Genomic DNA, 14,602 nt, shown 5'->3' with positions numbered 1-14,602 from the left:
TAACTTACCAATTCACTTAATGGTTGTTCTCTGTTGATGAAAATAAAAAATATTAAAGCTATAAATAGGTTTAATATTTTTTGTGATGGTAGTTTGGGTATGTTTCTGTAATTTTTAATTCTTCTTTATTTGATTGAGTAATAGCTGCGTAGATGTTTTGCTGTAGATAAAAAAGCTTAATCTTTGTGGTAGAAAAAATACATAAGTTTTCATTTTTGAAAAATACTTTAGTTAAATTTTTTAGAGATTTAATTTTATACGCTGTGTATTATTTTTGTGTGGTTTGGTTTTTTCTAATAGATCTTCAATAAATAGGAATAAAAAATGTCTAAATACTTTCTGCTTGTGACTGAGTTAAATGTTGAATCTGGTAAAGAAGCTAGCGTTGCTAAACAATTAATTGCTGCTTTGGGTAAGTCCTCTGATTATTGTGTTTTGCAATCTGTTGAAGCCGGTAGCGTTGTTGTTATTGAAAAGATTGCGGCTGGTTTAGATTTTGAAAAAATCAGTAAAATAGATTCTCGTGTTATTGCGAAAGTTTCTGGGGATCTAAGTGGTGATGTTAATCGTGAAATTCTAGAGTATGTTGAAGCTGCTAAAGCTTCAGAGAATTTTACGCCAAAAACAAAATACGTACAGTTACGTCATATCGAAGTAAAACCAAGTTTAATGCAAGAGTATTTAAATTGGCGTCAAGATACTATTTTCCAAGTAGTCAAAGAGTCGCCGGAAGTTGAAGAGTTTACCGCATACCACTCATTAGTAAGTACTACTCCAGGTGTTATGTTTGTATCTGGCTTTTCTGAAGATCCTGAAAAATATCAAGCTGTATTCACCAGTCCTCGTTATCAAGACATCGTAAAGCAAGCTGGCCAGAAATTTATTTGTGGCGGCGCCGATGGTCTTTATACCAAAACCTATTTAAATCTATCAGCTGCGTGATAACTACAGGAGCTTAACATGTACAGTAATGGCCTAATTGTAGTTTCTAATAAGTTTGAAAACTTCACAAGAAATAAAAACTCTGTGACCGTCAATCAATTGATGGCGATGCTTGAATTGCCTGAACATATTGTTCCTGGCCCGTTAAAATTATTCCGAGGGCAAGGCATTTCAGATCAAACCGTTTATGAACTTGTTGAAAAAATTAATAAATTGGATAAAGCCAAAAAACGTTGGGACGATTCACAATTAAAATCAGTTCCCGATCAGGCAACATCTAATTTGAGCCACAAACGCATCAGCGCCAATACGCTTATTTGCGAACCTCAGAAAGTTGATCAAGATACTTACACACTGGTAATCAGCATCGATGAGAATTCTGAATTAATGTGCGATCACCAAACCGGGCAACACATTCAAGGAATGATTTTGATCGAGGCAACTCGCCAAGCATTTTTAGCCGTTACCGAGAAGTACTTCTTGGATGACTCATGGGGTAGAACCTATTTTGTGATTAATTCCATGAAGACAGATTTCAAAGGTTTTGTGTTTCCTGTTGGTGCTCATATTAATTACAAAATTGTATCGAAAGATTTAAATGAATATCGTAAAAAATTCCAGCTGTACATGGAAGTTATTCAGTCTGACCAAGTTCGTATGACCGCGGAATACTCGATCGCGGTTTATCCTGAGTCACAGTTGTTAGAGAAAGAAGCTAAGCTTGCGTCTGATGCTGCTAATTTTGAGCTTTTAGAGCGCGAGCAAGAAATAATGAGACTGCAAACCGGTACCGATAAATAACGCACGTAGGGTAATGGGCTCACTGAGAAATGTCTTATGATTAAAACTATTTCCAAAGAACTTGATTTAACGACACAGGGACCTTTGTATCCGCCTAGCGAAGTAATGGATGAGAATGGAAACTTCATCGTCATTGGCATGCTTAATTATATTGAGAATGGTGAGCTCGTTACCCGCTGGGGCCGAGCAATCGTTTCAGCAAATACGCCTGCGCCGCGATTTGGTGATATTGACCAATATAATATTATCGAGCGGTTTGATGATTCTTTACCGGAAAATATCGGCAATAAAATACTTCACACACTTCCGCTGCCACTGCCATGTGCAAATTATCCAATGGTGTTTGCACCGGAGCAATATCCAGATGCAAATTCCGAACACAGACCCAGTTATCCGTTTCATAAAACTCCGATTCCAGATTACGAAATTGGTCAGTCCCGACAATTACTTGAACCGGTAACCTTAACTCAATGGATGCGCGCAAAGGGGGAATTAAAGGTTTCTATTTTACCAAACGGGCGTAGTGCTCGGTTTGAATTCTTATTTGAAAATCTTTTACCCAATTCGTTGTACACCATTATGAGTTTGCGTCAGCGCGATCTCGATCCCGAAAATCCGACACGGCCATGGCCTCTGGGCATACCCAATGTTTTTGTTACCAATAACGAAGGTGGTGCCTATTATTCGGTGACTATGGAAAATCCATTTCCGCGTCATGATCAAGAAAAATCTAATCGTATTATTAATGTAGTTGTTTTGTGGATGAGTTATCAAATGTCACACGGTGGTGCTATCGGTCGGTTTGGGCTTGGTGGTGATATTCATGCACAACTTAAATTTAAACAACGTGTTTTTGACGAATTAGAAACTAATTAATTGTAGGAGCTTTATATGCCAGTCGTTGAAATTTCAACCTTTAAAATTAATGATCAAGAAAAAGCTGAAACTCTGTTAAAGGAAATGACTGCTACTCTCCACCGAGTAACCGGTGTGCCTTTGGATAAGATCAGTGTTTATTTAAATGAGATTGAGCCGAGTCGTTGGGCCGATGCAGGCGTGGTAGGAAGCGATCCGGAATTTCAGATTCTCAGTCGTCGAAAAAACTATTAACCCGGAAGCAATGTCATGAATACCATTCGATTTATGTTTTTCGACGTTGATGAGACGTTAATTCACATGAAAAGTATGTTCGCTTTTTTTCGCCATTGGGCTTTGAACATTAAAAAAGATCCTGAACGACTTGCTTATTTTGAAGCGCATTTTGCGGAATTAAGACAGTCTGGTACATCCCGTTCTGTATTAAATCGAGTGTATTATCAATTCTTTAAAGGCGAAGATCCCAGTGAATTGACTAAGTGTGGCCAACAATGGATGTTGGCACAGCTTAAAGATCCCGATTCCTTTTTCATTGCAGACACACTTGAGGTTTTACGTCAGTATCAAGAAATAGGGTATGAGGCGGTTTTTGTTTCAGGTTCTTTCTACGAAATTTTAAAACCTTTGGCGGATTACCTAAACGTAAAACACACACTCTGCATTCATCTGGAAATTGATCGTGCGGGTAATTACACGGGAGAATTTACAGGTATTCAAACCATCGCCGAAGGTAAAGCGCTGGCTATTAAGGAATTTCTAAAAGATAAAGATGTTGATTTAAAACAGTGTTTGGCGTTTGGTGATGATATGTCTGATTTGCCAATGCTGGAATTGGTGGGCAACCCAGTTGTAGTTGGTATGAACACGTTATTAGCAGAACGTGGTGAGTATATGGGCTGGCGTATTTTATCCGCAAGCTAAGAGGCCAGGTTACTGGCCTCTTAAAATCTCAGCGTGCTTTGTAATTAATTCACTTAAAAAATCAGCCAGAATTCTAACCCGTGCGGATTTTGCGATATCCGTTTGAATGACCAAATAAATAGGCTGAACAAGCGTAATATTGGTTTCTATGTGAATTAGGTTTTCGGGTTTAGCTAAAAAATGGGGTACGAAAGCAACACCTAAGCCACTTTTGGCGGCTTCAAGTTGACAGTGTAATGAAGTGGTTTTTAAAGTCGGTGCTTTTCGGCTAAAGACTTCTTCGATGGCTTTTGAGGGTGCTAGGTGCGATAGCGATTCGTGCCAAGAAATTAATTTGTATTTCTCAAGCCCGCTATGACTGTCATTAATAAGAGAGTCTTGCTTTAGGTAACTTTCGCTAGCGTATAAGCCATAGCCCAATTCGCCAAGCTTTCGAAAGGTTAAATTGCCTTTCTCCGGGCGAACCATGCGTATGGCTAAATCTGCTTCGCGACTGTGTAGATTAACCGTATTGATATTGGTAATTAAATCAATAATAAGGTTAGGGTATTGATCACTGAACGCTTGTAGATTTGGCAGAATTATTTTGGTGGCAAGGTTCTCGGCGGTTGCTAAAGATACCTTACCCGAGACCTCGGTATTTTCGTTAGCTCCCGCAATTAGGGCTAATGCCGAAGCCTCCATGGATTCTGCTTTGTCCAGCATCATTAAGCCATCTTGGGTAAGTTTGTACCCGGTTTGATGGCGAATAAAAAGTGGAATATCGAGCTTTTGTTCTAGGCGTTCAATACGTCTAGACAGCGTAGCAATGCCTATATTTAGGGCGTTTGCGGCTAGGCTCAGGGTGCCATAACGAGCCACAGCTAAGAAAGCTCGTATGTCATCCCATCTAAAATCGTCGGTTGGTTTTCGATTATCGGAAATCATATTGCCAAATATCATTGAATATTTCGAACTTTGACTATGTCATAATTTTAGTCAAACATTCAATTAGGTAAGTCACATGAAAACACGAATTATTGGAAAAAACTTACAGGTTGCTGAAGTTGGTCTTGGTTGCATGGGTATGAGCGAATTTTATGGACCAAGTGATGACTCTGCCTCATTAGAATTATTATCTCTAGCCTGTGATCTTGGCGTTAATTTTTTAGATACCGCCGACATGTACGGACCTCATCATAACGAAGAATTAATAGGAAAATTTTTAGCAACCAATAGAGACAAGCAAATTAAAGTAGCCACCAAATTTGGCATCGTACGTAATCAAAACGAATATAAGCGAAGTATCAACAATAGTCGCGAGTATACACGTGAAGCCTGCAATGCGTCATTACGTCGTTTAGGTGTCGAGCAAATTGATCTTTATTATGTGCATCGCGTCGACACTTCGCAACCAATTGAAGAAACCGTCGATATATTAGCAGAGCTTGTACGTGAAGGTAAAATTGCGCGTATCGGTTTGTCTGAGGTAAATGCTAACACACTGCGTCGAGCGCATTCGGTATATCCAATAGATGCTGTGCAATCAGAATATTCTCTATGGGAGCGCTCCGCCGAAGACGAAGTTATTCCAACGTGCAAAGAATTAGGCATCGGTTTTGTTGCTTATTCTCCTTTGGGCCGGGGATTTTTAACAGGTCGCTTTCGTTCTTCGACCGAATTTTCATCCGGTGATTTTCGGGCAAATTTACCCAGATTTTCGCAAGGTGCTCTGCAAGCCAATTTACGGTTAGTGGATGCTTTAGAGGATCTTGCTGAAATAAAAGGTTGCACGCCTGCGCAATTGTGTCTTGCATGGTTGTTGGCAAAAGGTGAACACATTGTTCCAATTCCAGGAACACGTAGCCCCAAATATTTAACCGATAACGTTAAAGCTGCGGATATAAAATTAACGGAAGTTGAAATATTAGAGCTTGAGCATGTGGCTGATGATTTACCGGCTATTGGTGAGCGTTATTCAAAAGAGGGGATGAAAGGTGTCAACGTTTAATTCAGAAATTTCTCCAAGATTAAATAGAGCCTTAGCAATATTGGAACAATTGGAATCCGGTGCTCCAGAGCGAGTCTTAAAAAATTTAAACGATTTTCATGAAGACGCTGCCGATTTGATTCTGGGTTTTTCTTTTGCCGATATTGTTGCCCGCGATGGTATTGATTTAAAAACCCGAGAAATGATGACCGTTGCAATGTTGTCTGCAATGGGTACGGCCGCTGGTCAGTTAGAGTTTCATATGCGCGCCGCCATGAATTGTGGTGTTAGTCGCGAGGAGATTATTGAAATTGTTTTACAGGTCTCTGTGTATGCAGGCGTGCCTGCTGCCATGAATGCCATCACAGCAGCAAAAAAAGCTTTTTTGCACTTCTCAACCTCAGGAGATGAACATGAGTCCTAAATCCGATACGAGTGTTAGTTTTCGCGATTGGCTTGCGATTATTTGTTTGAGCATCGCCAGCTTTATTATTGTTACAACCGAACTTGCACCCATTGGTTTATTATCGCAAATAGGCGATGATTTAAATAAACCACCTTCGCAAATTGGGTTGGCAGTTACACTTTATGCGTGGATAGCGGCCATTGCAGCGTTAGTTTCGGTTACTGCATTAAGTCATTTACCGCGACGCGGATTATTAATGGTATTGATGATTATTTTAGCCGCCTCGGCAGCAGTTACGGCGATTTCGAGTAATTATTCCGAATTAATGATCGCCCGTGTCATCGGCTCTATAGCTCACGGTGCTTTTTGGGCAATGATTGGTACCTTAGGTGCGCAAATTGTTCGTCCTGAAAAAATCGGTATGGCGACTTCCATTATTTTTGGTGGTGTATCTGCCGCCAGTGTTATTGGTGTTCCGCTGTCGAATTTTATTGGTGTAAATGCCGGTTGGCGTACAACCTTCTGGTGCATAGCCATTGCGGCGATTTTGGTCGGACTTACGATTCGCTTCAGCGTTCCTAAAATTCAAGGCGCCGGTGGCATTAAATTTTCCAAATTAATTAGCCTTGCTCAAGATAAAACCTACGTACGAATTTTTATTTCAACTTTCTTAGCAATTACCGCACATTTTATGGCATATACATACATTGAGCCGTATTTAAAAGATGAATTGGACATTTCGGTTAATTTAATTGCTGTATTGTTATTGTGCTTTGGTCTTGCAGGTTTGGCTGCGAACTTTGTGACAGCAACAATTATTGATCGTTATCTAAAAGGTGTGTTGGTAACGTCACTGGTAGTTGGTTGTTTATCGGTATTTTTAATTTCTTATGTGGGTAAAGCTTTTGGTACCGCAGTGGTATTGGCGTTATTAATTGCTTGGGGTGCTTCGGTATCGGCGATATTTGTAAGTTTACAAACGTGGATCTTAAAATCCGCCGGTGAAGATGCCTTACCGGTTTCTTCGGTTTATGTCGCCTTGTTTAATGCTTCCATTGGTTTGGGTGCAATGCTGGGCTCGGTTGTTCTTCCGCTTATTGGTATTCAGCAAATTTATGTATTGGCAAGTGTATTCTTTGTTGTGGCACTGATCAGTGTTGTAACCTTGCGCGATCCTAAATATGCGTACAGTTAATTCTTTCTGTAAGTATTTAAAGTCGGTGATTTTTCCGACTTTAAATACGACTAACACTGCTAACAAAAAAAATTATCTTTTTTGTGCTTCTAACGCTTGAAGTCTTACGACCATTTCTTCTCGAATGTCATCAATTAGCGGTCTTACTGCAACTAAGCGCTCTTGAACTAATACTTTATTTTTATCGATTACCGTTGGGATTTTATTCAGCAGAGCCTTACCAGCTTTTGTCTCATAAAATGCCAAAATACCATCGACCTCTTCTTGAGTAAAAGTCTCGGCATAAACACTCATAAGATCTTTTTTCATGCGTTCCCAACTGAGCTCTTCTTTTAACACGGCAAATATCTGATCACGAGTGTCTTGGGCAATGGCAACTTGGTCTTGGGTAGGTGCTTTACCTAATAACGCTCTTCGCATAGACGATTGCAAGGTGGTATCAATATCTTGAATTGACTGCTCTAGAAATTGCTGGGTTTTGGTAACTTCTAGCAATTTTGTTAACGATTTTTCACTGGGTGTTTCTGCAAAACTGGGTGCAGATAGCGCAATGCAAATCGTGAAAATAATTTTTTTCATGAGAATTCCCGTAATAACGTGCTGGCTATGATTAGATCTTAGTGAATGTCTAAGTTCAGCCCTGCTGATTAACGGATCTAGTGTTACCTGCTTTACATTCGTTTTGGCAAGACATTAGTGATATATGAAGAGATTTAACGATATATGGAAGGAAGTTCTAACTAGGGGTCTCTTGCCGAAGAGTAAAGGTTGTTTGATTAGCTCAGCACTTGGTTGGCGGAATTGAGCCTTTATTGGCTTAGCTAAGTTATTTTAAGACGAGTTGTTGTCGTTAAAAAATAATGAAGACGGCTTAAATTCGAAGATAATCCTCTCTGATTAATTCAGGTACGAGTTAATCAGAGATTCAAATCTGTAGATTACCCAATTTTACCGTGCTGCAATAACAAGTTTCTGTACCGATCTATGCCATTACTACGCGCTATGCCATTACTACGCGTCCGCGATAAACCATTTTAGGCTTCTTGATATCTTCACTGGCAGTTTTAGGTTCAAGTCGGGTTTGACCGCGATACACCTTTACCGAATAAGACTCTTCGACATCAACTTTTCCGGTTTGCTCTAATTCACCAATGCGGGTGCTCCATACACCTCCTGCCAGAGAAAAAACTTCTTTAACCAATGCTTTAAACACGGAGTCCGTCGATTTTTTATAGAGGTCGAGCAAAATACTAAGTACTTCAGGGTTTGCGAGCTTTATGCTGGGTTTGAATTCACTGGGTGCTCTTCTGCGTGCTTCTTGAATGAGGTCTACAATTGCTTTTGTGTATTGCATGATGTTTTGCCCCTTTCTGTGTGGTGATCGATCGGTGAATTTAGAGTGGTTATTATTAGTTCAATTTACGACAGCAAGTTTTAGACCCCATTGGGGAAATTGTTCTTAAATTATCAATTTATAAATGTTTGGGGAAAAATGAATCCAAAAATACCAAGAATCAGTCTGCAAATGTGGAAATTAAAATGTGCGCGATTGCAAAAACTTGATAATTTCTTGTGCGAATTTATCGGCGTTGTGCAATTTCGGTGCGATGAAATTAAAGATAACTTTTGTTTGAATCAATAAAGAGCTAAAAATAAATATTTTTTGGGAATACTTATTTATATTTAAAATTGTGGTTATTAATAAAACATATCGATGATTTTGCCGTCGAATTGAATCCGTAATGACGAGATGGAATTTTTTAACGTGTTAGTTTTTGCGTCAAAACGTAGCTCGCAATTGCACAAGCATGGCTGACATTCATCGAAGAGTTGTTCCCTTGCATGGGAATATGCACCACAATGTTCGCTTGTTTCATTAATTCGGCACTGATACCAAAATTTTCGGTGCCTAACATTAAGCAAATTTTTGCATCGGCCTGAATATCTAAATCGTGCAGATTAATACTGTTTTCGGCAATTTCTAAGGCAATGATTAGGTAATCGTCTGCTCTTAATCGAGTAATTACATCCAGCGCAGACGCGATATATTCAAATTCGACGTATTTCTCGGTGGATCGCGAAGTGCGAGTGATTTTTTTATTCGGTGGTTTTGGGCTGCTACCGGAAAGATATATTTTTTCCAATCCTAGGGCATCTGCAAGTCTAAATAAGCTCCCGACGTTTTGTGGTGATTCCAGGTCATGCACCAATAAGCATAAAGAAAATCGTTTTTCGCTAGGTTGATGATGGCGGTGTTCGAGTTGTTGATTTTGCATGGTCGATGAGATTTTATAGAACGGTTAAGGCGATTGCCGAATCGGCAGATTTGAAAAAAGCTCAGTCTTTCTAAATAGCGGTTTGATTGTACATTTTTAATAGATGTTGCCGTAATGTTATGGCAATAAAAAACCCTGCAACAATTCTGCGCACATTTATGTTGGCGCGAATTATTACAGGGTTGATAAAACAATAGCGTTGGATTTTGTTAAGCCATTATCCAGCTAATGCTTGTCGAACCGAGGCAAGTTTTACACAGTTCACAAATATCTTCATTGCTTGCTCAATTTCCTCTAGGTTTGGAACGCTGGGCGCAATGCGAATATTTTTGTCTTCAGGGTCTTTACCGTAGGGGAAGGTCGCTCCCGCGGGTGTTAGCTTCACACCGGCTTGGGCAGCCATACCTACAACGGTTTTTGCTAGGCCAGGTAGAGTGTCAAAAGACACAAAGTAACCGCCCAACGGAGACTCCCAACTTCCTAACGTGCTGCCTTCAAACGCTTCTTTTAAGGTGCTGAGTACAATATCAAAGCGAGGTTTAAGAATATCGGCGTGTTTGCGCATGTGCGTTGCCAAGGCATCCATATTCGGTAGCAATAAGGCGTGACGAAGTTGGTTAACTTTGTCCGGTCCGATGGTCGCAACACCAAGAGAGCTTCTGAACGACGCTAGGGTTTTTTCGGATGCACCTAAAAATGCTACACCTGATCCGGCGTGAGTGATTTTAGAGGTAGAGGTGAACTGCAAAATACTGTCTTCGGTACCTTGCTCTTTAGCGCAGGCTAATATGTTTGCCAATGCTTTGGTGTTTGGCACCAATTCGTGCACCGCGTAGGCGTTATCCCAAAAGACTTTGAAGTTAGGTCCGGCAATTTTTGCAAGCCCAGCAATGGCATTGACGGTTTCGTCGCTGTAGATGATGCCGGTTGGGTTAGAAAATTTAGGTACGCACCAAATGCCTTTTACGCTTGGGTCATTAGTTACCAATTCGGTGAGCGCTTCTATGTCTGGGCCGTTTTCGGTCATGGGAACGGTGACCATTTCAATGCCGAAAGCTTCACAAATGCTAAAGTGGCGATCATAACCCGGAACTGGACACGCGAATTTTACCTTGTCTTCTTTATTCCACGCTGAGTTTGGGCCATTGAAGCCAAATAGATAGGCATGCAAAACGCTTTGATACATAAGCGTTAAGCTTGAGTTGCCACCTACAAGGATTTCGGACTCTGCCACACCTAAAATACTGGCGCCTAGGCGTTTCATCTCAGCAATTCCGTCGATACCGCCATAGTTACGGGTGTCGGTGCCTTCTTCGTTTTTATAATTACCGTTTAAGATGCCGTCTAATTCGTCAGATAAAGACAGTTGTTCTGAAGATGGTTTTCCACGAGTTAGGTCTAGTTTTAAATCTTGCTCTTGGAATGATTGGTACTCTTGAGCCAATTCCTGCTCAAGGACCTGTAGTTCTTCGGTCGATAGGTTTTGTATGTCCAAAATCAGCGCCTCGAAATAAGAGTAAATTTTGCGCAAGCTGCATTTGATGAGCCGCACTGAACAATTGCACTGTTAAAAGTAGGGTTTAATGCAAAAATGCTGTTCATTATACAAAGGGAATTCGAGCGCTTTAAAGGCTAAAAATAGAAAAACACTGTGCAACTTTGGTCCCATATTGGGGCATTTTTCATCACCGATTAGTACTAGCTTGTTTAAACCGGCATCTTAGGTGGGAAATTACGAGAAGGCGGGCGTGTTTGAGCAGTAAAAAAATGGGCCCATACGAGCCCCTAAGTTTGGGAGTATTAACAAATGAAACTCTGTTTTGCAGGTACTTGATTCCAAATTTTGAACTAGCCAATAAGCTCCTCTATGCCTTGATCCACGGTCTCTAATTGGTTTAAACAACTAAGCATTTCTACGAGATTAATTTTTAAACGTTTTGCGATATCGTTTGGAAAGTTCTCAAGCAGCTCTTTTTTGTCGCTTTCAGCATGCTTGGTTAGATAAGACGCGATGGCAACTATGTCTGCCAGTGCTGAATCTTCCGGTGCTTCTAAACAGTGGGTGTGCCAGCGAATGGCATCGCATATTTCTTTCGGAAATTTCCAGCGCGTGGCTAATGCTTCTCCGGCTTCTGTGAAGTCAAAACCTAACTGACTTTTCTCCAGTTCTTCTCGATCGGCACCTTGCTGAACCAGAAGATCTATGCCTGCCGCTTGATCCTCCATAATGATATGAATCAACAGTTCGCCAATGGCGTGGGTCATGCCACAGGTATAAGCGACCTCGGCATTTTCTTTGGTGTAGTGAGCTACCCATTTTGAGCGATTGGCAACCATAAAACTGTGGCGCCAAAATCGAGTTAGATCGAATCCTGGTGGTGCCTTAAACGAACTGGTAAAGCAGGACGCTAACACCAGAGTTCTTAAGGCATCAAAACCCATTCTAACAATGGCATCGTTTACCGAGCCTATGGTTCTGTTGCCGCCAAATTTTGCGGAATTGGCTAGGCGCAAAACTTTTGCGGTAAGTGCTTGGTCGGCGCTGACTTTTTTGGCGATGTAGTCAATATCAAAATCATCGCTGCCAAAGGATTCGATCAGTTCTTGTACAACCTTTGGTATGCTGGGCAGATTTGCCGCACTGTCTATGAGTGCCTGTAGGTTCACGGCTGCTCCTAATTTTCTGACTATTGGGAAGGATGTTAGTAAGAATAGATCAGGCTTGGATCAGCCGCTAAATTGAAGTGCTGTAATTTTTAGTAATAATAATGATGTCTTTATTAGGAATTTTGCGAGTTGCTGTAAAAATTTCGCCGAAAGATATGGGGATCTTTGAAAAACTTCGATATTGGCGGAATTTCAATGGGGCTGTTGTGGTTGCGATCTCCTGTATCGTTTTAAGAGTTGGAAGTAACTGTCTTTTGAAATGCAGATGCGTATTTATTTTTTTGTTGGAAAATTCATCAAATAAACATGAGTGGCTTTTAACGCGTAACTCTAAGGTGAGTAAGTTTTGAACGAGCGATGGACGGGTGGTCGAGGATGATGGATGGTCATCGGATAAATACAACGGCGCAATCAGCATCGGCGCCGCTCCCAGCCCAAAGTAAAATGACTCCATCTAGATGGTCGGCACAGTTACAGTTAGGTCTCGCCAAAACAGTGCGCGGTTCTCGATTGGTCAAGAACAATCACGTCGGCCCACTCTATGTTCAAAAGCCTTTTTATGTCGAAGGTGACGATTTACCTCATATTTATCTACTGCACCCTCCCGGTGGTTTGGTTTCGGGCGACGATTTAAGTATCAATATAGAGTTGGGTGAAAATACACGCGGATTATTTACTGCTCCGGGTGCGGGTAGAATTTATCGAGCTCGGCCTGATCGTGCGTTGCAACAACAAACGACGCAATTGCATTTAAGTCATGGTTCAAGTCTTGAATGGTTACCGCAGGAATGTATTTTTTATCCTGATAGTTTTGGAAAACTCAAAACTCAGGTTTTTTTACCAGAAAATGCCGAAATCTCTGGTTTTATCGGCTGGGAAATTTCGTGCTTTGGCCTATCTCAATCCACGGCACCGTTCTTACGAGGCCACATAGATCAAGGGTTTGAAATTTGGCGGGGTGATATTCCTGAATTTATTGAGCGACAAAAATTTAATGGCGACAATTTGCTGGTCAAATTTGGCCGTGCAGGTTTCCAACAAAAGACGGTTTCTGGATTAATGGTTGCAGGTCCTTTTCCAATTGGATTTGCTGTGCATAACCTTTGTTTAGAGCAAATTCGTGATATTCAATCACCAGACTCTGTTTTATTTGCCAGCACACAGCGCGGTCGATGGTTGGTAACACGGTATTTAGGCGGCAATGCTGAACAAGCGCGAAAATTATTTACGCAGGTTTGGCGGATTATTCGCCCAAATTTATTAGGTCGCGAAGTAGTTGAGCCGCGAATTTGGGCGTGTTAAGTTTGATAAAATCAGTTACACGCTCATTGAAAAGGATCGTTAATTTAAAGGAGTCTCTGATTAACTCATCCATGATTTAATTGGAGGCTAGAAATTGAAAATACGATTTTCAATTTCTTCACAATTTCAATTACTTACAGTTTTTGAAATTGGCGACACATTTTTGCGACACAAGAGAGTGTCGCGTGAGACTCTGGGTTAATCAGATTTGGGTTAATCAGAGTTTTCTAAATTATTTTAAAAACAAAAAACTGCTGGTATCTAGATTGTTCCGAGTACTAAGTGGTATTAATGGTTTGATAGATTATGGAATTATTACCAAAAGAAAAAGATAAGCTTTTAATTTTTACCGCAGCACTATTAGCAGAAAGACGTTTAAATCGCGGATTAAAATTAAATTATCCCGAAGCCGTTGCCTATATCACCATGGAGATTATCGAAGGTGCTCGTGACGGCAAAACCGTGGCTGAATTAATGTCTTACGGAAAACAAATATTAACCGCCGATCAAGTTATGGACGGTGTTGCGGAGCTTATTCATGAAGTGCAGGTAGAAGCTACCTTTGAAGATGGTACCAAGCTTGTGACTGTTCACGATCCGATCAATTGATAAAATGTTTTTGATTTAATTCGATATTTTAAAGGAAATTCGGATTAACCCTGAGTTTCCTGCGGCACAAGGATGTGTCGCCAATTTCAAGAACGGTAAGTAATTGAATGGTAGGTGATTGAAATTGTGAAGAAGTTGGAAATCGCATTTTCAATTTCTGTCCTCTGATTAAATCATGGATGAGTTGATCAGAGGTTCCTAAAAAATATAATTCTGCCAAACAAAAAAAGAGTCTGCTATGAAACCCGGTGAAATTCGTGTTGCTGAAGGATCGATTACGTTAAATTCTGGCCGCAAAACAATTCTTGTTGCGGTAGAAAATTCCGGCGACCGTCCTGTGCAAATTGGCTCTCATTATCATTTTTACGAAGTGAATCCCGCATTAGTATTTGAGCGCGAGAAAACGCGCGGTTATCACTTAAATATTGCTTCGGGAACCGCGGTGCGATTTGAACCGGGACAATCCCGAGAAGTTGAATTGGTTGAATATCGTGGTAAACGAGAAGTGTATGGATTTCGTGGTGAAGTAATGGGTGCGTTAGATCCGTAATTTAAATAATAAAAATTCATCACTAAATCTAGTCTTCAATAAAACCTAACATTTCGAATAGAAAAACAGAGGTGCTTTTGCACCTTTA

The 14,602-nt window shown here is 40.5% G+C and carries 17 protein-coding genes; 11 read left to right on the top strand and 6 right to left on the bottom strand.

Annotated elements, in window-relative coordinates; translation table 11 throughout:
- The first annotated feature begins 324 nt into the window (after positions 1 to 324).
- From ACYQ28_RS06410 to ACYQ28_RS06390, 5 genes are read left to right on the top strand one after another with little or no spacing between them, the layout of a single operon-like run.
- Positions 325 to 942, top strand: coding sequence for a hypothetical protein (locus ACYQ28_RS06410; protein WP_460048905.1), 618 nt, complete (start codon positions 325 to 327; stop codon positions 940 to 942).
- A gap of 18 nt (positions 943 to 960) precedes the next feature.
- Positions 961 to 1,743: an AfsA-related hotdog domain-containing protein gene (locus tag ACYQ28_RS06405; RefSeq protein ID WP_460048904.1), complete on the top strand. Its 783-nt coding sequence runs from the start codon at positions 961 to 963 to the stop codon at positions 1,741 to 1,743.
- A gap of 36 nt (positions 1,744 to 1,779) precedes the next feature.
- On the top strand, positions 1,780 to 2,619 hold the full coding sequence (locus ACYQ28_RS06400; RefSeq protein ID WP_460048903.1) for a hypothetical protein: 840 nt from the start codon (positions 1,780 to 1,782) through the stop codon (positions 2,617 to 2,619).
- A 15-nt stretch (positions 2,620 to 2,634) separates the two neighbouring features.
- Complete coding sequence (locus ACYQ28_RS06395; protein WP_460048901.1) at positions 2,635 to 2,853, top strand: tautomerase family protein; 219 nt, start codon at positions 2,635 to 2,637, stop codon at positions 2,851 to 2,853.
- A gap of 15 nt (positions 2,854 to 2,868) precedes the next feature.
- Positions 2,869 to 3,540, top strand: a complete 672-nt coding sequence (locus tag ACYQ28_RS06390) for an HAD family hydrolase (protein ID WP_460048900.1) — start codon at positions 2,869 to 2,871, stop codon at positions 3,538 to 3,540.
- 9 nt (positions 3,541 to 3,549) lie between these two features.
- Here ACYQ28_RS06390 and ACYQ28_RS06385 read toward each other — a convergent pair whose 3' ends face one another.
- Positions 3,550 to 4,482 carry a LysR family transcriptional regulator gene (locus tag ACYQ28_RS06385; RefSeq protein WP_460048898.1) on the bottom strand — a complete coding sequence of 311 codons (933 nt, stop codon included), beginning with the start codon at positions 4,480 to 4,482 and terminating at the stop codon, positions 3,550 to 3,552.
- A 61-nt stretch (positions 4,483 to 4,543) separates the two neighbouring features.
- Here ACYQ28_RS06385 and ACYQ28_RS06380 point away from each other — a divergent pair, with 61 nt between their 5' ends.
- From ACYQ28_RS06380 to ACYQ28_RS06370, 3 genes are read left to right on the top strand one after another with little or no spacing between them, the layout of a single operon-like run.
- Positions 4,544 to 5,530, top strand: a complete 987-nt coding sequence (locus ACYQ28_RS06380) for an aldo/keto reductase (RefSeq protein WP_460048897.1) — start codon at positions 4,544 to 4,546, stop codon at positions 5,528 to 5,530.
- On the top strand, positions 5,517 to 5,933 hold the full coding sequence (locus tag ACYQ28_RS06375; protein WP_460048895.1) for a carboxymuconolactone decarboxylase family protein: 417 nt from the start codon (positions 5,517 to 5,519) through the stop codon (positions 5,931 to 5,933). Before ACYQ28_RS06380 ends, ACYQ28_RS06375 begins: the two co-directional genes overlap by 14 nt.
- The gene (locus ACYQ28_RS06370; protein ID WP_460048894.1) at positions 5,923 to 7,110 is read left to right on the top strand and encodes an MFS transporter; all 1,188 of its coding nucleotides are present in this window, start codon (positions 5,923 to 5,925) and stop codon (positions 7,108 to 7,110) included. Before ACYQ28_RS06375 ends, ACYQ28_RS06370 begins: the two co-directional genes overlap by 11 nt.
- Before the next feature lie 72 nt (positions 7,111 to 7,182).
- Here ACYQ28_RS06370 and ACYQ28_RS06365 read toward each other — a convergent pair whose 3' ends face one another.
- From ACYQ28_RS06365 to ACYQ28_RS06345, 5 genes are all read right to left on the bottom strand, one after another.
- Positions 7,183 to 7,689, bottom strand: a complete 507-nt coding sequence (locus ACYQ28_RS06365) for a DUF2059 domain-containing protein (protein WP_460048892.1) — start codon at positions 7,687 to 7,689, stop codon at positions 7,183 to 7,185.
- 421 nt (positions 7,690 to 8,110) lie between these two features.
- Positions 8,111 to 8,464 (bottom strand): hypothetical protein, encoded by a 354-nt coding sequence (locus ACYQ28_RS06360; RefSeq protein WP_460048891.1) that lies wholly within the window; start codon positions 8,462 to 8,464, stop codon positions 8,111 to 8,113.
- 406 nt (positions 8,465 to 8,870) lie between these two features.
- Positions 8,871 to 9,386: a TrmH family RNA methyltransferase gene (locus tag ACYQ28_RS06355; protein ID WP_460048890.1), complete on the bottom strand. Its 516-nt coding sequence runs from the start codon at positions 9,384 to 9,386 to the stop codon at positions 8,871 to 8,873.
- 217 nt (positions 9,387 to 9,603) lie between these two features.
- The gene (locus ACYQ28_RS06350; RefSeq protein ID WP_460048885.1) at positions 9,604 to 10,881 is read right to left on the bottom strand and encodes an aminotransferase class I/II-fold pyridoxal phosphate-dependent enzyme; all 1,278 of its coding nucleotides are present in this window, start codon (positions 10,879 to 10,881) and stop codon (positions 9,604 to 9,606) included.
- A gap of 353 nt (positions 10,882 to 11,234) precedes the next feature.
- The gene (locus ACYQ28_RS06345; protein WP_460048884.1) at positions 11,235 to 12,053 is read right to left on the bottom strand and encodes an HDOD domain-containing protein; all 819 of its coding nucleotides are present in this window, start codon (positions 12,051 to 12,053) and stop codon (positions 11,235 to 11,237) included.
- Between the two features lie 375 nt (positions 12,054 to 12,428).
- Between ACYQ28_RS06345 and ACYQ28_RS06340 the strand changes: the two genes are divergently transcribed.
- From ACYQ28_RS06340 to ACYQ28_RS06330, 3 genes are all read left to right on the top strand, one after another.
- The gene (locus ACYQ28_RS06340; protein WP_460048883.1) at positions 12,429 to 13,355 is read left to right on the top strand and encodes an urease accessory protein UreD; all 927 of its coding nucleotides are present in this window, start codon (positions 12,429 to 12,431) and stop codon (positions 13,353 to 13,355) included.
- Positions 13,356 to 13,661: 306 nt separating this feature from the next.
- Positions 13,662 to 13,964, top strand: a complete 303-nt coding sequence (locus ACYQ28_RS06335) for an urease subunit gamma (RefSeq protein WP_460048882.1) — start codon at positions 13,662 to 13,664, stop codon at positions 13,962 to 13,964.
- Positions 13,965 to 14,202: 238 nt separating this feature from the next.
- Entirely contained in the window at positions 14,203 to 14,514 is a 312-nt protein-coding gene (locus ACYQ28_RS06330; protein WP_460048881.1) for an urease subunit beta, read from the top strand.
- Positions 14,515 to 14,602 lie beyond the last annotated feature (88 nt).

Source organism: Sessilibacter sp. MAH1, from assembly GCF_054658315.1.
The sequence above is the reverse complement of the archived record's forward strand: the minus strand, read 5'-3'. Positions and strand labels throughout refer to the sequence as shown.